Origin of the sequence: Bacillus sp. FJAT-27251, assembly GCF_001273925.1 — a bacterium.
In the GTDB taxonomy this organism is placed as follows: Bacteria; Bacillota; Bacilli; order Bacillales; family Cytobacillaceae; genus Mesobacillus_B.
This window is the reverse complement of sequence record NZ_LIGG01000001.1, coordinates 1,957,026-1,979,220: the sequence shown is the minus strand read 5'-3', so window position 1 is coordinate 1,979,220 and position 22,195 is coordinate 1,957,026. Positions and strand designations below refer to the sequence as shown.

Below are 22,195 nucleotides of genomic sequence, written 5' to 3'. Positions count from 1 at the left end.
GGGCACTGACAGCGACCATCAGTGACCTTTTTCACGGGCTCCTTCTCTTATCCGGCACTGACAACCATCATCAGTGACCTTTTCACGTGCTGCTCCACTTTTTGGGCACTGACAGCCACCATCACGGTCCCCTTCATTTTTCCGGCACTGACAGCTTTCGAAGCAACAAATAAAAGCCGGGAAGGAGCCTCAGCTTCTTCCCGGTTTAATCATGACAGGAGTGATTCCATCTCATTCAGCTTCTCTTCAAACACCTTGCATGCATCCTCAATAGGTTTAGGGCTCGTCATATCCACTCCCGCTTTTTTCAGGACTTCAATCGGATAGTCAGAGCTTCCCGCCTTCAGGTAGTCAACATAGCGTTTTACTGCCGGCTCTCCTTCTTCAAGAATATGCTTGCTCAATGCTGTTGCGGCACTAAAGCCTGTGGCATATTGATAAACATAGTAATTATAGTAGAAGTGGGGGATTCGGGACCACTCAAGGCCGATTTCCTCATCTATCTCGATATCTTCCTGGCCAAAATACTTCTGGTTCAGTTCGTAATAATCCTTTGTCAAAGAATCAGCCGTCAGAGCTTCGTTATCCTGTGCTTTTTTGTGGATGAGATGTTCAAACTCAGCGAACATTGTCTGCCTGAAAACCGTTCCCCTAAATCCTTCAAGATAATGATTCAGCAGGTAAAGCCTCTTTTGCTCATCATCGATTGACTTTAACAGGTAGTCGTTCAATAAAGCTTCATTGCAAGTCGACGCTACTTCTGCCACAAAAATGGAATAGCTGGCGTAGGCATAAGGCTGTGACTTCCTGGTGTAATAGCTGTGCAGGGAATGACCGAGCTCATGTGCCAGCGTAAACAGATTATTGACATTGTCCTGCCAGTTCATCAGTATATAGGGATTCGTCCCATAGGCACCGGATGAATACGCCCCGCTGCGCTTTCCTTTGTTCTCATGCACATCGATCCAGCGGTTTTCGAACCCCTCCTTCAGGAGTCCGACATACTCTTCCCCCATTGGTGCCAGCCCTTTTAGAATTAGTTCCTTTGCCTCGGCATACGAAACATCCATCTTTATATTTTTTACGAGCGGCGTGTATAAATCATACATGTGCAGTTTATCAACACCCAGTACTTTTCGGCGCAGCTTTACATATCTGTGCAGCAGATGGAGGTTATTATTGACGGTGTTGACAAGATTTTCATAAACACTTTCCGGAATATTGTTGGCTGCAAGGGCGGCATGCCTTGCAGAGCTGTATTGGCGGATCCGTGCATTAAAATTGTCCTTTTTGATATTTCCGCTCAGTGTGCTGGCAAAGGTGTTTCTGAACTTGCCGTATGTCTGATAAACACCTTTGAACGCGTCTTCACGGACACGCCGGTCCTCGCTCTCAAGAAAGCGGATATACCGGCCATGTGTAATCTCCACCTCTTCCCCACTTTCATCCTTTATAGTGGGGAACTCCAAATCGGCATTATTCAGCATGCCAAAAGTATTGGATGAAGAATTCATGACTTCAGATGCTTCAGCCAGGAGTGCCTCCTGCTCGGCGGAAAGAATATGCGGCCGCTGAAGATTGATTTCTTCAAGTGCATGTTCGTAGAGCTTCAGATCCTCTTTCTCTTGGAGAAATGCCTTCAGCCGGCTTTCATCTATGGAAAGGATTTCCGGCACAATGAAAGCCAAGGCGCTTCCTGCCTGGGAATAAAGGTTCTTAATCCGGTCGTCCAACCCCTGATAGAAGGAATTTGCTGTGTCCTGGTCATATCTCATGTGGGCATATGTATAAAGCTTGCCAAGACGCATCAATAATTGATCCTGATATTGTAGGGCGCTGAACAGCTCGTCTGCGCTTTCTCCGAGCTTGCCCTGGTAATCCTGGACAGCTGGCAACAGCTTTTTGACCTCCTGGAATTCCTTTTCCCACTCTTCGTCATTCGTGAATATATCCTCGAGCCTCCACGTATCCTCTACTGGCAATTCACTTCTTGCTGGGAGCTTTTTAACCTTAGTTTCATTCGGCATACGTCATCCTCCGTTCACAAAATTCGGCATACGAAAATTCTACCATTTTTTTGGATCCGCTTAAAGTCTGAATACTCGCGAATTTATTAAAAGGCAGATTGACCCTCCACTTTATTTTACGCGGCTTCCGCCTGTTTCATTATATTCCTTCGATAAATTTTAACTGTGGGCCATGATGTGGTTTCCGTGTTTGTTCCAAAAGGCGGACTCAGCCTGCAATTGTCCTTCCATTGTATGAGGGATTCCAAAGGGGGTTGCGAGCCTGTAATATTGGGGGGTTACGTTTTCCAGTATAGACACGGAAACGAGGAGCTCAAGATACTCCCTGATCGCGTAGCGAAAATCTCCACTTTCCGCCAAGGGAAGTCTGCGTATCTTGATTTGTCTCCTCCTCACCCTGTGAAGAAAGGACTGAAGAATATCGACAGTAGAAATCACTTTCCCCTTGGGAGTATCATGGAAGTGATCAAGATAAATAAAGGTCTGCCATAATAACGGAGGCGTCTGGATAAAAGGTGAAGAGGGAACCGGCAACCCTAATTGTGGAGGCAGCATAAGGAGATTCAGACGTTTATAATATAATTCCTTCAAGAAATTCTTTTGAACTCTGCCAGGGTAGTGAAGAAGATTGGATTTCTGTCTGTTTAATTCACGAACCCAGCATTTAAAGGGATGATTGGCTACAGGTGGGAATTCCAGGAGTCTTGGCAATGGAAGTTCAGACCGGGAAATGGGATGAAACGAGGCAAGAGCCTTTGCGGAAGAAATGGGAAGAATATGCTGCAGCAGGATAAATTGGCGCGTATCGGCACAATAGGCAGGAAGCATCCAGCGCCTTCCCTGTCTCCTCAAAAATAAAAATTGGAACTCACTCATAGCCAAACAATTGGCTGATGTGCGCTTGATCTGGTTGCCGCCGGGAAGCCAAATCGGGGTAAAGCCATGATTTATATAGCCTTCCGTCCTCCCAGCCAATAATTCCACGGTAATTGGCGAGCATTGGAATTCGACTGCATACTTCTTGTTATTCCAGTCAAAAGCAATATCAGCTCTCTGTTTACATTCTGGTATATATCTCTCAAGTTCCGCCGTCACGCTCTGCTCCTTTAGCCATTCATACAGCTGAAGCTTTCCCGACATATGGTACTCGGACTCCCGCTCGTGCTCTGATTCACAGCCGGAATTTTTCTGATGTGCGAAATGCCATATCCGTTTATTGCCAAGCCTTAAAATCACCTTCTTTCCACACTGTGGGCAAGAGAAACCTTCCTTTTGCCGACACATGTCGAGTTCATTTCTCTTCCACTGTTCTCCCAGCGAGATTTTCTCGCCGTTTTCTCTACAGGCAACTAGCATAAAACAGCCCCCTTTCTCCATTTAAGATTCTACACGTAAAAGAGGAATCCTCTATTACAAAAAAATTCTATTCTCTTTGGTCCCTAAATATAAAAAGGCCCCCCAACTGTTCGGGAAGGCCTTATCTATTATGAAAAATGTTTGCGCAAGGTCGGAAATACATCATTCTCAATAATGGTATTGCCGTATTCCTTAAGGCGGTGAATCGTCATGCCTGATTCCATTCCAAATTCAAGCAGAATGCTTAAGAGGTTATCGATTACTTCCTCATCACTAAAATCGTCTTCGGCAAATTCAACGTATAAATAATATTTGCCTTCAAAGCTGTACAAGCTTGTTGTAATGGAATCGAGACCAGGTCTGTGGGAAAGTGCAATCAGGTCCTCAAAATCCTTGAAAACCAGGAGAAATTCCAAATCATCTTCAAAAAGAGGGTCATCCTGATCGTCTTCGTTCTGGTGCTTTGGATTAAAATGCTGATCAAGCATTTCTTCAATCCGTTCATCCACAGGAAGATCCTTAAGCTTTTCATCAGAAACAGGAAGGTCGAATTTGGCTCCGTCCTTTGATAGCTGTGTTTTGGTAACAAGGATCTCAAGCCCTTTTTCAAGTGCCTGTACCTGGATCCAGAGCGGTCCCTCTACGGTAAACTCCGCTTCATGATGGACTTCATCCATCATCTCCCAAAAAAGTTCCTCGCTGCGTTCGCGATTGTACCAGATTTCTTCCCGGTCAAAGCCTCTTTCTTCTATATCTATATACGAAATATAAAACTTTACAGTATTTTCGTTAATCCGTTCGATTTCCATTCATAATCTCTCCCTTCCAGGCAAAGAGTTGAAGGGACTTAATACCCCCGTATGGCTGGCTCTTTATTTAACTATTACCCTAAACGGCATTGATAAATCCGTCTGGGTGGTAACCAGTGCAACAATAAAAATGACGACCTTGTACCATTATTTTATGATAAAACAAGGGATTTGGGAAATGAAATATACACCCATTTTAAAAACCCGCTAACACCCAATGGATACAGTTTGTGTAGCAAGCCCTTAATATCGCTGCTGCAGGTGAGCCAGATTGGCGGAGGCGCCTCGTTCATCCATAAGTGGCTGTCCCCCTGCTATTCGGCAGTTCAAGGACAATCCATTTAAAAAAGCAGCTATGAGCTTACCTGTCTTTATAGCCACTTTCATCAAAAGTTATTCCTTTCATAATAGCAGTTTTCGGCACAGTTATCAATAAAAAAGCCTTCCTTTTCCAGGAAAAAGGAGGCTTTGTATGGTATGTTATTAATTGACCAGCCGTTGGGCTTCCCTCAATTGATAGGTTCGGACTTTACGCGGCAGGAATCTGCGGATTTCATCTTCATTATATCCCACCTGAAGCCGCTTTTCATCAATAATGATTGGACGCCTTAACAAGCCGGGATTTTCCTTGATAACCTCATAAAGATCCTGAAGAGGCATTGATTCAAGATTGACATTCAGCTTCTGGAACGTTTTAGAGCGGGTTGAAATAATTTCATCCGTTCCATCTTCCGTCATCCGAAGGATTTCCTTAATCTCGTCGATTGACAGCGGCTCGGAAAAAATATTCCGCTCCTGATAGGGTATATCATGCTCTTCCAGCCATGATTTAGCTTTTCTGCAAGAAGTACAACTTGGTGAAGTGTATAAAGTAACCATCTGTATTCACACTCCCTTTAAAATAGACATTTATCTGGTTTGTTCAATCAGCAATCATGCTCAATTCTTAAATTAAAATAACTTTAATTTTGTAATGTCTTTAGTTAATTATACAATAATCAACGGACAATGGGTATCCCTTTTCAGGATTTAAGCAAAAGTTTATGTACATTTTCGCTCTCATTAATATGACGTATGAACTCGTGAGAAGTTTCAATAAATATAGAACTTTTAAGGGAAATCCGAATCGTACAGTGAAAGCTTCCTATCATTATCCGGTGATGAACCGCATTTATACGCCTTCCATTATTTTTACCCTCCCTTTAACCATCCGAAACCTCGTGAAGGCATTATTTTTCACTTTCTCATTTAGAATCATAAAATGAAAAAGGCAATCGTCAAACGGACGATTGCACTAATTTTAAATATTTTCTAGCATATCTTTTTGCTCATCTTCTCTTAATGTTAAAACCTCTTCCACAGGCTGGTAAGACGCTCCATAAAATTTCTCGTCCTTATACGTATGAATCATTGTATATGTTTTTTTCATTGCATCGAAAACAAGGTCTTCGGATTCCTGGGCTGGGGACCAAAAAAGTATTTCCATTGCATTTAATTTATTTGTTGCCAGGGAGCGCCGGGAATATCCAATCGATTTTGCATGCTCAAAGCCTTCGCGTTTATAAAATTTCAACCGCTTTTCCGTATCCGTATCTTCATAATCAACTGGCTCTACCTCAAGGATAATCGGTTTTCCTTTTTTCTTCAATTTGTCCAAAAGTTTATGGCCTAGGCCCTGGCCCCTTGCATTCTTTGATACAAACAGATAATCGATGAAAACAAAATTTTCAAGTTCAACATACATAAGCACATGGTTAGGGCCTTCGTCTTTGTGATAAATGTCTTTCCGCTCCTGAAGAAGCGTCTCTATATGTTCCTTTGACTTCATTTCCTCAATGGGAAAATATTGATTCAACTTTTCATACCAATGCATGAACAAGCCTCCTTTTTATAATGATCCCGATAAACATCCAGCTATCTGCGCAATTTTACAGGAACTGCGAATTGCCGCTTTTAAAACTGCTCCATTTCTTTTACAATAAAGGAGAACAGAGGTCGGCAACTTATTTTTGTCCTAATTGCCTTCGGCCAATATGGACAGAGAGATGGAGGTTTATCATGGGTGCGTACATACTCGATTTATCAATTATTGCAATACTGGTGATTGGAATTACAGCTCTGAATGGTGTTGTAACGAACAGGATTGGGATTAGCCTTTTCGGCGGAAAAGAGAAAAATAGGTTCGTTGATAAATCCACTAGTATCCAGACTGGCTGGAAAACCGTCGGAGGGGAAAAAAAGTAACTCCGGCATTTATCATACCCTTTATATTGCATCTTAAACATGGCCTGAAATGTTTTTTTCATTTCAGGCTTTTTTGTCCTGGCAACGCCAGTCCTTTTCAGGAGAGTTATCACAGGCAAAATAAACAAAAAAAACGATCTCGTACAGGAGATCGTTTTTTAGCTCTTGCTGGCAGCTTTAAGCTGCTGGTATTCTTTTTCTGAACAGTAGACAAAATGTCCAGGGGTTACTTCGCGCATTCTCACATCCTCATCGGCTGCATATTTATGGCTTGCCGGATCATAGGATTGGCGCTTTCTGGTCCGTTCAAAATCAGGATCCGGAAGTGGAATGGCAGATAAAAGTGACTTTGTATATGGGTGCATCGGGTTGGCGTACAATTCATCAGCCGGAGCAAGCTCTACCAGTTTCCCGAAGTACATGACGCCAATCCGGTCACTGATGTACTTGACCATTGAGAGGTCGTGGGCAATGAATAGATATGTCAGGCCTTTTTCTCGCTGAAGCTTTTTTAGCAAGTTGACCACTTGTGCCTGGATGGATACATCCAATGCCGAAATAGGTTCATCGGCAATGATGAATTCCGGCTGGACAGCAAGTGCGCGGGCGATGCCTATCCTCTGCCTTTGGCCTCCGGAAAACTCATGTGGATAGCGATTGGCATGCTCTCTGTTTAAGCCAACCGTTTCTAGAAGCTTATACACCCTCTCCATGCGGTCTTTTTTATTTTTCGCCAGACCATGGATATCAATCCCCTCCGCAATCACATCGGACACCATCATTTTCGGATTCAATGATGCATAGGGATCCTGGAAGATCATTTGCATGCTGCGGTTGAATTTCATCAATTCTTTTTTTGATTTCTTGCCATGGACATTTTCACCCTTGAAGGTGACTTCTCCATCTGTCGCATCATAAAGCCGGATAATCGTTCTTCCAGTAGTCGACTTTCCACATCCGGATTCCCCTACAAGTCCAAGCGTTTCCCCCTTGTAAATATCAAAGGATACACCATCAATCGCTTTTACCTCATTAGGTTTTCCAGCATTGAAATATTGCTTTAAATTTTTAATTTCAAGCAGTTTTTCTCTCGTTTCCATTTGCCGGCCCCCCCGTTTATTTTTTCGCCCCATTGAATTGTTTCATTCTTTTTAGCACTGCTGCAGGCGGTTCTACTTTTGGAGCATCCGGATGAAGCAGCCAAGTTGCCGCATAATGTGTATCAGACACTTTGAACATTGGAGGCTGCTCCTCTAAGTCAATCTGCATGGCATATTCGTTTCTCGGCGCAAAGGCATCTCCTTTTGGCGGGTTAAGCAAGTTGGGAGGAGTACCAGGAATTGCATATAGCTCTTCTTCCTTAGCGTCAAGACTAGGCATGGAACTAATTAGCCCCCATGTATATGGATGCTGTGGATTGTAGAAAATCTCATCCACTGTTCCTATTTCTACAATTTTGCCGCCATACATAACAGCAACCCGGTCGGCCACATTTGCAACAACCCCAAGATCATGGGTAATGAAAATGATGGATGTGTCAATTTTCTTTTGCAGATCCTTCATTAGCTCCAATATTTGAGCCTGGATGGTAACATCAAGAGCTGTAGTTGGCTCATCAGCAATTAATACCTTCGGATTGCAGGCCAGGGCAATCGCAATCACCACACGCTGTCGCATCCCTCCGGAAAATTGATGAGGGTACTGTTTGAATCTTTGGTCAGGATTCGGAATGCCCACAAGCTTTAACAGCTGGATAACCCGTTCCTTGGCAGCTGATTGACTCATATTCTGGTGCTTAATCAGCGGTTCCATGATTTGCTTTCCAACCGTCATTGTTGGATTCAAAGATGTCATCGGATCCTGGAATATCATGGAAATGTCTTTTCCACGGACCTTTTGCATTTGCCGGTCATTCAGTTTTGCCAAATCTTTACCGTCAAAAAGGATCTGCCCCTGTTTTATCTCCGAGTTCCCTGGAGGCAGCAGCCGCATGATTGCCTTTGTTGTAACCGACTTTCCAGATCCTGATTCCCCGACAATCGCAAGGGTTTCCCCTTTTTTCACTTCAAAGTTGACTCCTCTGATTGCTTGTACCTCTCCTGCAAATGTATGGAAAGATATGTGTAAATCCTTTACTTCTAAAATATTTTTCATCCTATGCCACCTGCCTTATTAATCACGCATTTTTGGATCTAGCGCATCCCTCAACCCGTCAGCCAGCATATTGAAAGTTACCATGATGGTACTGATTACAATAGCCGGAATGATCATTTGGTAAGGATGGAGCCTCAATACTTTGAATCCTTCATCAATCAATGTTCCCAACGAAGCAAGCGGATCCTGCAGACCAAGACCAATAAAGCTTAGGAATGCTTCTGAAAAGATCGCATTTGGAATGGTAAACATCGTGTTAATGATGATGACTCCCACAAGGTTGGGAAGCAAATGCTTAATCATAATTTTTAAATGTGAGTTTCCTAATGTCCTTGATGCCAGCACATATTCCTGCTCTTTTAATTTCAGCACCTGTGCCCTGACAACACGCGACATGCCCACCCAGCCTGTTATGGTCAAAGCAATGGTCAATGATATAATGCCAGGTTTTAAAAGCAAAATCATCAAGATTACAACAACAAGGAATGGGATACCAATTAAGACTTCTGTTATCCGCTGCATGATATTGTCAATACGGCCGCCAAAGTAGCCTGAAATGGCACCATAAGCGACTCCGATGACCATATCAATGAATGCCGCCAAAAAGGCAATATACAGGGAAATCTGGGTACCTTTCCAAACACGGGTAAACAGGTCTCTTCCAAGGGCATCTGTTCCAAACCAGTAATACTCATCCACATTTCGCTGTTCATACACATTTATTTCTTTTCCGGCTTTATTTACTTTAACCCCATCAAATGGCAGCCAGCTAATGTTTTCAAGCCCCTGGACTCTAGGCGGTAGATTGTTATGGGCTACTTTTTGAGTCTGATGGTCTTTTCCGCTGATCAAAGGACCAATAAAAGCCATTAGAATAATCAGGCCAACAATAATCAAACTGGCAATAGCCGCTTTATTTTTTCTGACCCGCAGCCAGGCATCCTGCCAAAAGCTAAGGCTCGGTTTATTTATTTCTTCACTTTTGGAGGAATCAATAACGGCCGGGCTGAATCGTTCTTTCGGTATGTTCTTTTCATGTTGACCCATTATTTTTTACCTCCTGAAAGCCTGATACGCGGATCAATCACACCATACAAGATATCCACTATCAAAATAATAAGAACGAACATAGCTGAATATAAAATCGTTGTTCCCATGATTACCGGGTAATCATTGAGGGTAATAGATGTAACAAACTGCTCTCCAAGGCCAGGGATTGCAAAAATTTTCTCAATTACAAGAGAGCCAGTCATTAAGGAAACAAACACAGGTCCCAATACGGTGACAACCGGTATAAGGGCGTTCCTTAAGGCATGCTTAAAAGCAATATCAAAAAAGCTTGCTCCCTTAGCTTTTGCCAGGGTAATATAATCGGAATTCAAAACATCGATCATTTCTGTCCTCATAAAACGGGCAGCGATTGCCAGTGGGAACAATGCCAGAGCAATCGTTGGCATAATGGTATATTCAAACCCTTTCCAGAAAAGTACCGGCAGCCAGCCCAATTTTACCCCAATATAGTATTGAAGCAAACCAGCAAATACGAAGCTTGGTATTGATTTCCCGACAACTGCTATAAAAGTTGAACCATAATCAATCCATGAATTCTGCCGTAATGCCGCTATTACTCCCAAAAATATCCCCAGCACTGACCCCAATATCATAGCCTGGAACCCTAGTTGCGCTGATGGACCCAGACGCTGAAACATCAAGTCGCCTACTGATCTGTTGCTAAATTGAAAGGATGTGCCAAAATCACCTTTCAAAAGATTCCCCATATATTTGGCATATTGAACGGGTACTGGCTGGTCAAGCCCATACTTAGCCTTCATAATTTCCATTTGTGCCGGCGATAATTTATTCTGGCTCGCAAATGGAGTGCCGGGTATTACCTTCATTAGAAAAAAGGTTAGCGACGCAATAAGGAAGAGCGTCAATATCATATAAAATACCCTTTGGAGCAAGTATTTCCCCATTATGTGCACCTCCTGTATAATCCAATAATTCTTTCAACTCCAAGTATTCCTTATAATTCGACAAATTCCTTGCAAGGGAAAAAGAGAGTATATCTGTTAAATATACTCTCTTTCTACCCTCAGAATATTTACTATCTGATTCAAGAAACAATTATTCGCCTTCTACAGACATCCACTTGAAAGAGTAGTCCGGACCGTATTGGTATTGGACAAGCCCTTTAAGGTTTGGATTGATCAGGATGTTGGCTCCGCGCTGGTAAACTGGCGCGATACCTGCATCTTCTTCAAGCAAAATTCTTTCTGCTTCCTGCATGGCTTCGAAGTTTTCTTTCGGTTTGGTTGCAAGCTCGCCTTGAGCTTTCTTCACCAACTCATCGTATTTAGGGTTGCTGTAACCCATTCTGTTGCTTCCGCCATTTGTTACCCAAAGGTCGATGAAGGAGATTGCATTACCATAGTCTGGTCCCCATCCAGCCATCTGGATATCATAGTCCATGGAGTTGTCGCGCTCAAGCCGCACAGCAAAAGGTACACTTTCAAGCTCGACTGTCAAACCTTCAAGGTTTGTTTCCAACTGGTTCTTCATGTAGGAATCAATCTTCTTGGAAGCTTCAGTATCGCCGCCAAGGTAGCGGATTGTAAGCTCAGTCTTGCCAAGCTCTTTCAAGCCAGCTTCCCAATGCTTTTTGGCTTCTTCTACATTATACTCAAGCATGTCTCCGTTTCCTTCACGGAAATCAACGCCATCCAGGTTAACGAACTCTTTAGGAACAAGGTAGTTCGCAGGAACAGAACCGTTGTTCAGGATTCCGGTAGCAAGGTCTTCCTTATTGAAAGCCATTGCGATTGCCTTACGGATATTTGTATTAGCCAAAGCTTCGTTTTTCTGGTTCAGCTTCAGGTAGAATACTGCGGCATCAAGCCAGCTCATCATTCTGTCGTCACCTTCGTACTGTGGTACAAGGTCGGAAGACAGAAGGCCAGTCATATCAGTTTCGCCTGCTTCAAAAGCATTAACAGCCGAACCGGAATCTTTAACCACGTTTACAGTGATTTTTTCAATTTTGACATTGTCAGCATCCCAGTAGTTTTCGTTCTTTTCCAGAACCCACTCTTCAGCATCTGTTCCTTCCCACTGAGTCATCTTGAATGGACCGTTGTAAAGAAGGCTTTCAGCGTTGCTTGCGAAAGCATCGCCCTTTTCTTCAACAAACTTTTGGTTTTGCGGATAGAAACTTGGGAAAGCAAAAAGGTCTTCCCAGTATACTACAGGCTTTTCAAGTGTAACTTCCAAAGTCTTGTCGTCGATTGCTTTAACACCAAGTTCTTTAAGGTCATAAGGTTTCCCAGCCGCACCGGCTTCGGTAATTTTAGATGCATTAAGAATCTTGCCGCCCATCATGTAAGGGCCGTATGGTGAAGCTGTCTCAGGGTCGATCGCGCGCTGCCAGGCAAAGACAAAGTCATGCGCCGTTACAGGCTCGCCGTTTGACCAGTTGGCATCACGAAGCTTGAATGTGAAGACAGTCTTGTCATCGTTAATTTCAGGCTCACCATCAACCATTGCAGGCTCTGGTTTGCCTTCCTGGTTAAGGCGGTAAAGTCCTTCGCCAACGTTTCCGATATAGGTAAAGCTTGTGGAACCTTCAGCAAGTACAGAATCCATTGTAGGGATGGCAGAAGAATCAAGCATGCTGAATTCTTGTGCCACATCGCTTGCAGCGTTTTCATTGTTGTCGTTGTTTTCGCCTTCTGACGCATCATTGTTTCCACCACAAGCAGTAAGAATCAACGAAAATACGAGAGTCAGAATTAGAAGAAGTGAGTATTTAGACTTCTTCACTAGGAGTCCCCCTTTAATTTATTTTTCTGAAAACTTATGACAATGCTTATTATACCGTGTCCATAAAAAAAGTACAATCACTTTAGCAAAAAAATTTTCGCTTTTGTAATAATTGTAATCTTAAACAACCGCGAAACATGGTATAATAATGCACTATAACACACTTAGCGTTACAGAATTATCAGAAAAATATCTTTGTAATATTTGTCACTTTAACGCGTTAAAGTTATATCGAAATAATTAACAAAGGCAGGAAAAAGGAAATGAAAAAGATGGTCTCCTATCTTCTCGCAACCCAGGCCGCTGTTTTGGCCTTGTCCCTTGCTCTGCATAAGGACATTACCCTTTTAAATTATATCAATAACTCTTTTTATATTGCTAGCCTCATGTTGCTGGTTTCCCTGCTAATTTATACCATCAACAGCGGTTTCTTTGATAATATCTCAAAATCTTTCCGGCAAATTTTTGCACCAAAGGGAAGCTACACCAAAAAGGAAAAAGAGGAACTCATCCCGCTATCGGAAATAATCAGTGTGAACTCTTTTCCTCTGGCCATGCTAGGGCTTATCAACCTGCTGCTGATGCTCATTGCCCTCGCCATATACTATCTATAAGAAATGGGCTGCCCTCTCTTGATTCCATGATTAAAAATGATTATAATTTTGTTACTGAATCCAATAACGGCAATGACAAAGAGTAGTACATCTGAAAAAGGGTTTTTAGAGAGTTTGTGGCTGGTGGAAACAAACACCCTTGCAGATCGAATGGACTTTCGAGCCGCTGCGGTGAATCGCCAGTATCCGCGGACGTATGCCTGCGTTACAGGCCCATGCTGCACAGCATGAAAGCGGCTCGTAGAGAGCAATTAGGGTGGCACCGCGGACCATTCGTCCCTATCATTATGGGATGAATGGTCTTTTTTGTGGTTATACAGTTAAGAATAATACTTTGCTTATTTTTAAAGGAGGTTTCATCAATGAAAACAATCTTTTCTGGCATACAGCCCAGCGGAACGATTACACTAGGAAATTATATTGGAGCCATGAAACAATTTGTCGAGCTCCAGGAGGAATACAATTGCTTCTTCTGCATCGTGGACCAGCACGCAATCACGGTTCCCCAGGACCGGCTTGTGCTGCGCAAAAATATCCGAAGCCTTGCTGCCCTTTATCTTGCTTCAGGAATAGATCCCGAAAAGGCTACCCTGTTTATCCAATCAGAGGTGCCAGCCCATGCCCAGGCGGGATGGATGTTACAATGTGTGGCTTATATCGGTGAGTTGGAGAGAATGACTCAATTTAAGGATAAATCGGCTGGCAAAGAAGCTGTTTCAGCAGGCTTGCTTACTTACCCTCCATTGATGGCTGCTGATATTCTGCTCTATAAAGCCGATCTTGTGCCGGTAGGAGAAGACCAAAAACAGCATCTCGAACTTACAAGGGATCTTGCCGAAAGATTCAACAGGAAATACAATGATATTTTTACCGTTCCCGAAGTTAGGATTCCTAAGGTCGGGGCCCGCATTATGTCTCTTCAGGACCCGCTGAAGAAAATGAGCAAATCGGACCCTAACCATAAAGCTTTTATTTCCATGCTGGATGATCCAAAACAAATCGAAAAGAAAATCAAAAGCGCCGTGACAGACTCAGAAGGGATTGTCAGATATGATAAAGAAAATAAACCAGGCATATCAAATCTGCTTTCCATCTATTCAATCCTGACCGGGCGGACTGTTGCGGATATTGAACAGGATTATGAAAATAAAGGGTACGGGGATTTTAAGCAGGATGTAGCCCAAGTCGTAATCGAGTCGATTGAACCAATCCAGACGAAGTATTACAACTTGATGGAATCGTCAGAGCTTGATGACATCCTTGACCATGGTGCCGAAAAGGCAAACAGGGCAGCAGGTAGAATGCTGGCCAAAATGGAAAATGCCATGGGGCTTGGCCGTAAAAGACGATAATTCTACACGTACTTCAAATGTCCAAATTGAAAGGGAGCCTCCCAAGGGCTCCCTCTTAATTTACTTTTGGACCATGCTCCATTTCCCACAGTTTTTCGAAAAAACCTTGTCCCTTTATTAAATTCTCGCAGAAGGAATAGTGTTTTGGCGACCATCCGTATTTGGTTTCTTCATATAATTGCTCCCAAACATCTTCAAAAGAGAGCTGCTGGATTTGTTCATACTTCTCAGGACTCCATTCCGTAAGCCAATAGCGGACTTCAGCAGTATTCTGGGAGGAATGCAGCTGGTCCATCGCCATAAATAACAGCTGTTTCAACTGACGTTCCTTTCGGGTAAGCCCTCTCATCAGCCCAGGTGCCGGAGACAGAATATGATAATCCTTCAGTGAAGACGGGTCATTGAAATTATAGGCGCGGGTCTCCTGATTCTCCAGCATCTCAAACACCAGTTGTTCCTGCCGGGGAATCAGCCTGCTCTTCCGAATGGGAATATTGTAGCCAATCGTATCGACAGCCAGTATGCCAACCCCGTCCGAAACGACGAAACAGTAGTCCAGCTGGGTCCGCTCATGATTTTTTCTTAAGTAAGCTTTTTGGTAGATATCGTCGAGCAATTGCTGCGGTAATTCAGCCAAATCATTTTCTATGTAGTTAAACAGCAGGGAATCAATCTTTAACAGCGGCACTTGATCCAAAAGCTCCACACCATCTTCTTTCCTCCATTCATGAAAATGGCAGACATTGTATCCGTTCTCTTCCCCTTCGAACCAGTTTACCCATACATCATGAAGATACAACATGCTCACTACCCCTCACTTCAAGTACTATTTGCCAACAGTATGGGCAGAGATAAGTAAAATTATTCCTTATAAGGAATCTCAAACCTGCTCTATATGAGAAAAAACAAAAAATCTACCAGTTTACGGTAGATTTTTTAACGTCGGGAACGGGGATTTAATGCATCCTTAAGCCCTTCGCCTATAAAGTTGATCGAAAGAATCGTAAATGTAATCGCTAGCGCAGGAGGAATCCAGATCCATGGTTTTCCCTGCAGCACATCTGGTTCATTGGCCGAACTAAGCATGTTGCCCCAGCTTGGTATTTCAGCCGGCACCCCAAACCCAAGGTAGCTTAGCCCCGATTCCACTACGATCATCGTCGCGAAAAGAATAGTTGCCTGCACAATAATTGTGGACATTACATTCGGTAAAAGATGCTTCACAATGACTTTGAACGGCGACCCACCAATGGAAATGGCTGCGAGAATATATTCGTTCTCTTTTTCGGCAAGGATTTTGCTTCGGACGATCCTTGCTACTGAACCCCAGGAGAGAAAGCTGATGACAAGAATTAAAATCCAAAGTCCATTCAATTGCCCTCCAAATATCGCATTCAAAACTATTACAAAGACGATAAACGGGAAAGTCAGCACGAAATCGGTGAACCGCATGAGCATGCTGTCTATTATGCCGCCAAAGTAACCGGCGATCGCTCCGACAATGGTACCCAAAATGATGACCAGGCCTGTACAGCTTAAACCAACAATCAAGGAGATCCTGCCTCCATATAACAGGCGGGTAAAAACGTCCCGTCCGCTTTTATCGGTACCAAGCCAATGTTCGGAAGATGGCGCCAAGGACATTTTTCCAATATTGACCCTTGTAATATCCTGGGTAGTAATATAAGGTGCCAAAAACGAAACAATTGCGACAATAGCCAAAAATCCTAAACTAATCACCGCCAGCTTGTTCTTGAGGAACTTCCTCCGTGCAATCGCCCATGGGGAGTTGCCTTTGGCTGATTTGGTTGTGATACCGGTTTCTTTAACTGTGTTCACTTGCATCGCATGTCCCCCTTAATCCAGCCTGATCCTTGGGTCAACAAATCCGTAGAGCAGGTCGGCAACCAGGTTTCCGAACAGTGTCAGGAAGGATAATAGCATGGTTACCGCCATCAGGACCGGATAATCCCGCTGTGTAACAGAGTTGAGGAATAGCTGGCCGATACCAGGATACGTGAAGATTGTCTCCGTAATGATGGCGCCTCCTACCAGCAATCCAATATCGATTCCCAAAAAGGTGACAAGAGGGATAATCGAGTTCCGCATGATATGGGTATTATAGATTTTGCTTTCCGGCGTTCCTTTTGCCCTCGCAGTCCTCACATAATCCTTGCGCGTATTTTCAATGATATCGTTCCTCAAAAACTGCGTGTAGCTGGCTGTGCTCAAAGCTCCAAGGACAATGGCAGGCAGCAATACATGGTGGATCCTGCTTAACCAGTAATCCAGGGTTCCTGGCTCAAGCGAGATGTTGACCGATCCGTTTGATGGAAACCAGCCAAGGTTAAAAGCAAAAATATAGATGGCAAATACTCCTGCGATGAAACTCGGCAATGCGAGGCCGATATAATTGAAGGTGCTTATGATATTGTCGCCAAGCGTATACGGCTTCCTTCCGGCAAAAGAGCCCATGAAGAAGGCGAATACATAGGTAATCAGCAACGACACCATCCCAAGGAAAATGGTATTGGGAAGCCTCTCGGCAATAATTTCACTTGCCGGGATTTTATAGCGTGTCGATTTGCCGAAATCACCTTGGACGAAGTTGGTAATCCAGCGAAAATACTGTTCATGGACAGGATCATTATAGCCTAGCTTCTCTCTCATTTCTGCAATATACTGGGGATCCGTATTTGTTGGATCAATTTCCCCACTGAGGGAATCCCCTGGCATTAACTTTGCCAGGGTAAACACCACAATGGAGATAAGGAAAAGCATTGGGATCATACCCAGGACGCGGCGTATTGTGTATTTAAGCATGATGCATTCTCCTTATCTGAACGAGTGGACCGTTACTGCTTGATCCACCATTCATGAGCTGAGTTTTGACCTGAAACATCATATACCACGCCTTGAACACGCTCGTTGACAGCCATAACTTCTTCCAGCTCCAGAATTGGAAGTACAGGAACTTCTTCATTAAAGATCTTCTGCCATTCGACATAAAGCTCTTTACGCTTGTCAGTGTCCGTACCTACCACCTCAATATCAACAGCATCTTCAAGAAGCTTCTGTGCGTCGTCATTTACCCAGCGCGGATAATTCCAGACTGTGTCATTGCCCCATAGCGGAAGCGGGTCCGGATCTGTGCCTGTTCCCCAGCCGCCGTAGAATACTTCAAGAGATGGATCATCTTTTTCAAGCTGGTCATAGTACAGGTTGACATCTGTCATTTGAAGCTTCGTTTTCAAGCCAACCTCTTCCCAGTATTGGGTGAATGCTTTCGCGCGTGCTTCAAATGTCGGGTTGCCGGTTGCATAGTGAGAGAAGTTGACGACAAATTCCTTGCCGTTTGGATCTTCACGGAACCCATCACCGTCAGTATCCTTGTAGCCTGCTTCATCAAGCAAAGCCTTTGCCTTTTCCGGGTCGTACTCATACTGGACCGGCATGTCGGCATTGTCGGCTGCAATCCAGTGGGAAGTCGGGATAGGGCGGTTAAGCGGCTTCCCTAGGCCGCTGAAGAAAGCGTCTACCCACTCTTCGCGGTTGATTGCATAAAGCATCGCTTGGCGAAGTTTTGTATTTTGATATTTTTCAATATCCATAACCACTTTTTTGCCGTCGAATTTGCCCAATTTAAAACCAACATAGTAATAAGAAACTCCTGGGTACTTAACAACTTCGACATTTTCAAGAGCTTCAACTTCCGGAAGGACAGTTGGATGGAATGGAGCAAGGTCAACTGTACCGTTCTTCAATTCTCCTGTAGTCAGGGAACTGTCGATTACTTTGACGATAATCTTTTCAAGATGCGGCTTGCCTTTCCAATACTCTTCGTTGCGCACAAGCTCAACAGACTCGCCCGGAATCACCTTTGCTACTTTAAATGGACCAGTTCCGACCGGCTTTGTACGAACCTGCTCGGAAGCAGCCATGTCCTTAGGTTCGATTCCTTCAAATTCCTTGCGGGAAAGCGGGTATGCCCACACGTTTTCAAGGTTGTTTACGCGCGCCTTGTCAAATGCGATTTTCAATGTATAGTCGTCCACCACTTCAAGCCCGGAGATGCTGTCCGCTTTTCCTTCGTTGAAATCCTTCACACCTTCGATTGTATTGACATTGGACCAGCGCTGATGCTCGCCGCCCAAAGTGGCAATCGTCTCAATCGCAAATACCCAGTCATTGACCGTTAGCTCTTCGCCATTGTGCCACTTTACGCCTTTTTCAAAGGTGAATGTATAGTTCTTATTGTCTTCTGTTTCCCAGCTTGCAATATTAGGCTGGGCCTGCAAATTCTCATCGTAATCGATCAATGGATCGTCAAACAGCTCGATGATATCATCATCGCCGTCCATATCGTAGAAATTCCAGTTTAGAAGGCCTTTGAATTCAGTATCCAAGGCATATGTCAGTGTCCCGCCATCCTGCGGTCCGGATTCTTCTGCTGCGTTGTCCTTCTCTTTTTCGGTGTTGGATGGTTCCGAACTTCCGCCGCCGCTGCAGGCTGCAAGGAATGCAGATAGAACCAAAACGAGCATGCTGAGCCAAAGTAATGGTTTTTTCATGTTTTTCCCCCCATAGGATTTATTTTTGTTTAGCATGGCTTACTAATAAAGATGGCAGGCAACCTGATGCCCTGGCTTCACCTCCTTTAAAGCCGGCTTCACAGCCGAGCACTCCGGCCTGGCTTCAGGGCAGCGCGGATGGAACGGGCACCCGGAAGGAGGATTCAATGGGCTTGGCACATCCCCCTGAAGGACGATGCGCTGGCTTTTGCGTCGGGGATCCGGCATCGGAATAGCTGAAATCAAAGCTTTCGTATAGGGATGGAGCGGTTCGCTGTAGATGCTCGAGCGCTCAGCAATTTCTGCCATGCTGCCGAGATACATGACGCCTATCCGGTCGCTCATATGCTTAACCACACTAAGATCATGGGCGATGAATAAAAAGGTAAGGTCAAATTCATCCTGCAGTTCTTTTAAAAGGTTCAGCACCTGGGACTGGACAGAAACATCGAGTGCCGATACCGGCTCATCGGCGATGATGAGTTTCGGCCTTAGGGCCAGCGCTCTGGCAATTCCGATACGCTGCCTTTGTCCCCCGGAAAATTCGTGGGCGTATTTATAGTAGGCATCCTCAGGCAAGCCTACCCTGTTCAGCAAATCCATTACTTCATTCTTCAGGTCATTTTTGTTTACGCTTTTATAATTGAGAATAGGCTCGGAAACAATGTCTCCAACCATTTGCATCGGATTCAGGGAAGCGTATGGATCCTGGAAGACCATCTGGATATCCTGGCGGATGGCCTGCAGCGACTTCCCCCTAAGCTTGGTGATGTCCTTCCCCTCAAAAAGCACCTGTCCGCTTGTTGCTTTCAATAGCCGGATGATGGTCCTTCCCGTGGTTGACTTTCCACAGCCCGACTCTCCCACAAGGCCAAGTGTTTCACCTGCTTTGATGTCGAAGGAAATATCATCCACGGCCTTCACATTCCCGACTGTGCGGCGGAGGAATCCTCCCTTTACGGGATAATAGGTTTTCAGGTTCTTCACTTCAAGCAGGTTTTCCCGGTTGGTCAGCGTTGAGTTGCCCATTATGCATTAACCCCTTCTCTTGGCAGGCTTGTTTCATATAAGATGCACGCGACATCATGCCCCTTTTCCACCTCTCCGAGCAGCGGGGTGATTGCCGAGCATTCCGGCAGGGCTTTTGGGCAGCGGGCCGCGAACTTACAGCCTGTCTGCGGCATGTTTTTTAACGAGGGAACAATCCCCTTAATGGAACTTAGAACTTCGGCCTCTTCATCCATTTTTGGAATCGCACCCATCAAAAGTTCGGTGTATGGATGCTTTGGATTGTAGAAAAGCGAATCGACATCCGTACGCTCAACAATCTTTCCGGCATACATGACGATAACCTCATCGCACATCTCGGCAATGACGCCCAGGTCGTGGGTAATCAAGATAATGGACATGTCATTGACTTCCTGTATGCTCTTCAGCAAATCGAGAATTTGTGCCTGTACGGTGACATCCAAAGCTGTGGTTGGCTCATCTGCAATGAGGAGCTTGGGCTGGCAAGCGATTGCCATTGCAATCATGACACGCTGCCTCATCCCGCCGGAAAGCTGGTGCGGATACTCATCAACCAGTTTTTCCGGACGTGAGATTCCAACACTTTTCAGAAGCGCTATACTTTTAAGACGCGCTTCGTTCTTCGATATCTTCATATGATTGAACAATACTTCTTCAAGCTGATAGCCGATTGTGAATACTGGATTCAAGGACGTCATCGGTTCCTGGAAAATCATTGAGATTTCCCGGCCTCGTATTTTGTTCATTTCCTTGTCTGACATGCGATCCAAATGGACGTCTTCAAAAACAATGCTGCCCGAACGGATTTTACCGACTCCCCTGGGAAGGAGCTGCATGATCGATAGGCTCATCACTGATTTTCCGCATCCTGATTCCCCTACGATCCCTACAATTTGCTTTGGCTTGACGCTGAAGGAAACCCCGTCAACCGCATTATAAAATTCCCCATCAATGGAAAAGGCTGTTTCAAGGTTCTTTACCTCAAGCAACGGTGCATTTTTATGTGCTAAACGACTCATATGCCACCTGCCCACATTTTTAAATTTTCTGTAAATTCTAATAAAATATTATTATATTTCTATTACAATTGCAATACTTTTTTATCAATTCTAAATTTTAAATCTACTTTAAAATTAAAAAAAACCCGTTTTTCCGGGTTTTCATTAACGCATTGATTTGTCAAAATTTCAGTATTTTTGCAAATTCATCTGACAAGGTTTCAAAAGATGCTTTTGCAGTAAAACTTTTGTTCCTTTTGTATTGTGAGATTATTTCATATCCCATAGCATAGCCCATTAGGCCCGGGTAGCGCCCACTTCCAAATAAAAGCTCATCATGCAGACGTTGCCCCTTTTTAATCGACAGGTTCCCTGAAAGGTGCTTTTTCCAAAGGAATTCAAGTTCCCTGCGGGAATATCTTGCTGACCATTTTCCAATATATCGTTCACCGCACTCCTTGGCGACAGCGTGTTCCGCCAAACCTTCCAATACCATGGAGTCTAGCAGGGTGTAATCCCTTATATCTTTTTTTTGCTCACGCATGCGGCAGATATGATGATATTCGTGCACGAATAACGCCTTTAGCTCCCCCTCATCGTCAAGCGGCGTCAAAAACAAGAACATTTTGTCTTTAAATGAAACCCCCGACTTCCCATTCCCATTCAGCATAAGGCGGCGCTGGGCTGCATCCATCGGAAAAATATAAATCGGTATTTCGGGGCCATTCCACTTTTTCCGATAGTGCTGATGCAGTCGGTCAACCTTCGCCCATATATCCTTTTTTTTCAATTGCTCGAACATCTGCATGCTTCTTGCATTAGGCTTATACATGCCAAACTTCCGCAAATACTGATAAAACGGTGCTGGATTTTCCTCCTCTGCCTGCAGGATTTCCGTACACATCTTTACCGGGTCTGAAAAGTCCTCCTCCATCCACAAATCCGTCCTGATTACCCCATGTAGTTTTTCCTCCATATCTTTGCCTGTTGTCAGTCAGTATATGAAAGGGTGGTGGGAATGTTTCTATATGGGCGCGGCAATGGTTCGAAGGAGAGGCTGACAACCGAGCTCAGTTACCGTTTTGTAGGGCTTCCGCTAATTTGGGGTTCTGACAACTGCTCTCAGTGACCTTTTTATCGCGTTCCCGCTAATTTTGGGTTCTGACAACACACCGCTCAGTTACCTTTTTGTCGCGCTCCCGCTATTTTTGGGTTCTGACAC

Annotated in this window: 21 protein-coding genes and 1 other annotated feature; of the genes, 3 read left to right on the top strand and 18 right to left on the bottom strand. The window is 44.2% G+C overall.

Annotated features, from left to right (window positions below; genetic code table 11):
• Positions 1 to 209: 209 nt before the first annotated feature.
• The 5 genes from pepF to ADU22_RS09275 all read right to left on the bottom strand — a co-directional run bounded on the left by pepF (position 210) and on the right by ADU22_RS09275 (position 6,065).
• Entirely contained in the window at positions 210 to 2,027 is a 1,818-nt protein-coding gene (pepF, locus tag ADU22_RS09295; RefSeq protein ID WP_053361901.1) for an oligoendopeptidase F, read from the bottom strand.
• A 159-nt stretch (positions 2,028 to 2,186) separates the two neighbouring features.
• Entirely contained in the window at positions 2,187 to 3,383 is a 1,197-nt protein-coding gene (locus ADU22_RS09290; protein ID WP_053361900.1) for a competence protein CoiA, read from the bottom strand.
• A gap of 128 nt (positions 3,384 to 3,511) precedes the next feature.
• Positions 3,512 to 4,192 (bottom strand): adaptor protein MecA, encoded by a 681-nt coding sequence (gene mecA, locus ADU22_RS09285; RefSeq protein WP_053361899.1) that lies wholly within the window; start codon positions 4,190 to 4,192, stop codon positions 3,512 to 3,514.
• 483 nt (positions 4,193 to 4,675) lie between these two features.
• Entirely contained in the window at positions 4,676 to 5,071 is a 396-nt protein-coding gene (spxA, locus tag ADU22_RS09280) for a transcriptional regulator SpxA (RefSeq protein ID WP_053361898.1), read from the bottom strand.
• A gap of 421 nt (positions 5,072 to 5,492) precedes the next feature.
• Entirely contained in the window at positions 5,493 to 6,065 is a 573-nt protein-coding gene (locus ADU22_RS09275; RefSeq protein WP_053361897.1) for a GNAT family N-acetyltransferase, read from the bottom strand.
• A gap of 185 nt (positions 6,066 to 6,250) precedes the next feature.
• Between ADU22_RS09275 and ADU22_RS09270 the strand changes: the two genes are divergently transcribed.
• Entirely contained in the window at positions 6,251 to 6,436 is a 186-nt protein-coding gene (locus tag ADU22_RS09270; protein WP_046524854.1) for a hypothetical protein, read from the top strand.
• Between the two features lie 158 nt (positions 6,437 to 6,594).
• Here ADU22_RS09270 and ADU22_RS09265 read toward each other — a convergent pair whose 3' ends face one another.
• Genes ADU22_RS09265 through ADU22_RS09245 form a run of 6 tightly spaced genes read right to left on the bottom strand, consistent with a single transcriptional unit; the run spans position 6,595 to position 12,409 of the window.
• Positions 6,595 to 7,536, bottom strand: a complete 942-nt coding sequence (locus ADU22_RS09265; RefSeq protein ID WP_053361896.1) for an ABC transporter ATP-binding protein — start codon at positions 7,534 to 7,536, stop codon at positions 6,595 to 6,597.
• Between the two features lie 16 nt (positions 7,537 to 7,552).
• Positions 7,553 to 8,590 carry an ABC transporter ATP-binding protein gene (locus ADU22_RS09260; RefSeq protein ID WP_053361895.1) on the bottom strand — a complete coding sequence of 346 codons (1,038 nt, stop codon included), beginning with the start codon at positions 8,588 to 8,590 and terminating at the stop codon, positions 7,553 to 7,555.
• An 18-nt stretch (positions 8,591 to 8,608) separates the two neighbouring features.
• Positions 8,609 to 9,637, bottom strand: a complete 1,029-nt coding sequence (gene opp3C / locus ADU22_RS09255; RefSeq protein ID WP_053361894.1) for an oligopeptide ABC transporter permease — start codon at positions 9,635 to 9,637, stop codon at positions 8,609 to 8,611.
• Positions 9,637 to 10,566, bottom strand: a complete 930-nt coding sequence (opp3b, locus tag ADU22_RS09250) for an oligopeptide ABC transporter permease (RefSeq protein ID WP_053361893.1) — start codon at positions 10,564 to 10,566, stop codon at positions 9,637 to 9,639. Before opp3b ends, opp3C begins: the two co-directional genes overlap by 1 nt.
• A complete protein-coding gene (locus tag ADU22_RS24935; protein WP_197280150.1) occupies positions 10,448 to 10,717 on the bottom strand; it encodes a hypothetical protein in 270 nt (89 codons plus the stop codon). Before ADU22_RS24935 ends, opp3b begins: the two co-directional genes overlap by 119 nt.
• The gene (locus ADU22_RS09245; protein WP_053361892.1) at positions 10,718 to 12,409 is read right to left on the bottom strand and encodes a peptide ABC transporter substrate-binding protein; all 1,692 of its coding nucleotides are present in this window, start codon (positions 12,407 to 12,409) and stop codon (positions 10,718 to 10,720) included. It abuts the gene before it with no gap.
• A 263-nt stretch (positions 12,410 to 12,672) separates the two neighbouring features.
• On the opposite strand from ADU22_RS09245, the gene ADU22_RS09240 reads away from it, so the two are divergent.
• Together ADU22_RS09240 and trpS are read left to right on the top strand one after the other, a co-directional pair.
• Positions 12,673 to 13,023, top strand: a complete 351-nt coding sequence (locus tag ADU22_RS09240; protein WP_053361891.1) for a DUF3899 domain-containing protein — start codon at positions 12,673 to 12,675, stop codon at positions 13,021 to 13,023.
• 63 nt (positions 13,024 to 13,086) lie between these two features.
• Positions 13,087 to 13,307: a binding site (T-box leader), on the top strand.
• A 78-nt stretch (positions 13,308 to 13,385) separates the two neighbouring features.
• Positions 13,386 to 14,375, top strand: coding sequence for a tryptophan--tRNA ligase (gene trpS, locus ADU22_RS09235; protein ID WP_053361890.1), 990 nt, complete (start codon positions 13,386 to 13,388; stop codon positions 14,373 to 14,375).
• A gap of 55 nt (positions 14,376 to 14,430) precedes the next feature.
• Here trpS and ADU22_RS09230 read toward each other — a convergent pair whose 3' ends face one another.
• From ADU22_RS09230 to ADU22_RS09200, 7 genes are all read right to left on the bottom strand, one after another.
• On the bottom strand, positions 14,431 to 15,177 hold the full coding sequence (locus ADU22_RS09230; protein WP_053361889.1) for a YjbA family protein: 747 nt from the start codon (positions 15,175 to 15,177) through the stop codon (positions 14,431 to 14,433).
• A 134-nt stretch (positions 15,178 to 15,311) separates the two neighbouring features.
• A complete protein-coding gene (opp4C, locus tag ADU22_RS09225) occupies positions 15,312 to 16,220 on the bottom strand; it encodes an oligopeptide ABC transporter permease (protein ID WP_053361888.1) in 909 nt (302 codons plus the stop codon).
• Between the two features lie 12 nt (positions 16,221 to 16,232).
• Entirely contained in the window at positions 16,233 to 17,198 is a 966-nt protein-coding gene (opp4B, locus tag ADU22_RS09220; RefSeq protein WP_053361887.1) for an oligopeptide ABC transporter permease, read from the bottom strand.
• A gap of 32 nt (positions 17,199 to 17,230) precedes the next feature.
• Positions 17,231 to 18,946 (bottom strand): oligopeptide ABC transporter substrate-binding protein, encoded by a 1,716-nt coding sequence (opp4A, locus tag ADU22_RS09215; protein WP_053361886.1) that lies wholly within the window; start codon positions 18,944 to 18,946, stop codon positions 17,231 to 17,233.
• Positions 18,947 to 18,988: 42 nt separating this feature from the next.
• On the bottom strand, positions 18,989 to 19,975 hold the full coding sequence (locus tag ADU22_RS09210; protein WP_053361885.1) for an ABC transporter ATP-binding protein: 987 nt from the start codon (positions 19,973 to 19,975) through the stop codon (positions 18,989 to 18,991).
• Complete coding sequence (locus ADU22_RS09205; RefSeq protein ID WP_053361884.1) at positions 19,975 to 20,994, bottom strand: ABC transporter ATP-binding protein; 1,020 nt, start codon at positions 20,992 to 20,994, stop codon at positions 19,975 to 19,977. The genes ADU22_RS09210 and ADU22_RS09205 overlap by 1 nt, the downstream gene beginning before the upstream one ends.
• A 160-nt stretch (positions 20,995 to 21,154) precedes the next feature.
• Positions 21,155 to 21,949, bottom strand: a complete 795-nt coding sequence (locus ADU22_RS09200; RefSeq protein WP_069187967.1) for a DUF2268 domain-containing putative Zn-dependent protease — start codon at positions 21,947 to 21,949, stop codon at positions 21,155 to 21,157.
• Between the last annotated feature and the right edge of the window lie 246 nt (positions 21,950 to 22,195).

Coding starts and splice junctions, on each gene's coding strand:
- pepF (WP_053361901.1), bottom strand. CDS start 2,027: ATGCCGAATGAAACTAAGGTTAAAAAGCTCCCAGCAAGAAGTGAATTG.
- ADU22_RS09290 (WP_053361900.1), bottom strand. CDS start 3,383: ATGCTAGTTGCCTGTAGAGAAAACGGCGAGAAAATCTCGCTGGGAGAA.
- mecA (WP_053361899.1), bottom strand. CDS start 4,192: ATGGAAATCGAACGGATTAACGAAAATACTGTAAAGTTTTATATTTCG.
- spxA (WP_053361898.1), bottom strand. CDS start 5,071: ATGGTTACTTTATACACTTCACCAAGTTGTACTTCTTGCAGAAAAGCT.
- ADU22_RS09275 (WP_053361897.1), bottom strand. CDS start 6,065: ATGCATTGGTATGAAAAGTTGAATCAATATTTTCCCATTGAGGAAATG.
- ADU22_RS09270 (WP_046524854.1), top strand. CDS start 6,251: ATGGGTGCGTACATACTCGATTTATCAATTATTGCAATACTGGTGATT.
- ADU22_RS09265 (WP_053361896.1), bottom strand. CDS start 7,536: ATGGAAACGAGAGAAAAACTGCTTGAAATTAAAAATTTAAAGCAATAT.
- ADU22_RS09260 (WP_053361895.1), bottom strand. CDS start 8,590: ATGAAAAATATTTTAGAAGTAAAGGATTTACACATATCTTTCCATACA.
- opp3C (WP_053361894.1), bottom strand. CDS start 9,637: ATGGGTCAACATGAAAAGAACATACCGAAAGAACGATTCAGCCCGGCC.
- opp3b (WP_053361893.1), bottom strand. CDS start 10,566: ATGGGGAAATACTTGCTCCAAAGGGTATTTTATATGATATTGACGCTC.
- ADU22_RS09240 (WP_053361891.1), top strand. CDS start 12,673: ATGAAAAAGATGGTCTCCTATCTTCTCGCAACCCAGGCCGCTGTTTTG.
- trpS (WP_053361890.1), top strand. CDS start 13,386: ATGAAAACAATCTTTTCTGGCATACAGCCCAGCGGAACGATTACACTA.
- ADU22_RS09230 (WP_053361889.1), bottom strand. CDS start 15,177: ATGTTGTATCTTCATGATGTATGGGTAAACTGGTTCGAAGGGGAAGAG.
- opp4C (WP_053361888.1), bottom strand. CDS start 16,220: ATGCAAGTGAACACAGTTAAAGAAACCGGTATCACAACCAAATCAGCC.
- opp4B (WP_053361887.1), bottom strand. CDS start 17,198: ATGCTTAAATACACAATACGCCGCGTCCTGGGTATGATCCCAATGCTT.
- opp4A (WP_053361886.1), bottom strand. CDS start 18,946: ATGAAAAAACCATTACTTTGGCTCAGCATGCTCGTTTTGGTTCTATCT.
- ADU22_RS09210 (WP_053361885.1), bottom strand. CDS start 19,975: ATGGGCAACTCAACGCTGACCAACCGGGAAAACCTGCTTGAAGTGAAG.
- ADU22_RS09205 (WP_053361884.1), bottom strand. CDS start 20,994: ATGAGTCGTTTAGCACATAAAAATGCACCGTTGCTTGAGGTAAAGAAC.
- ADU22_RS09200 (WP_069187967.1), bottom strand. CDS start 21,949: ATGGAGGAAAAACTACATGGGGTAATCAGGACGGATTTGTGGATGGAG.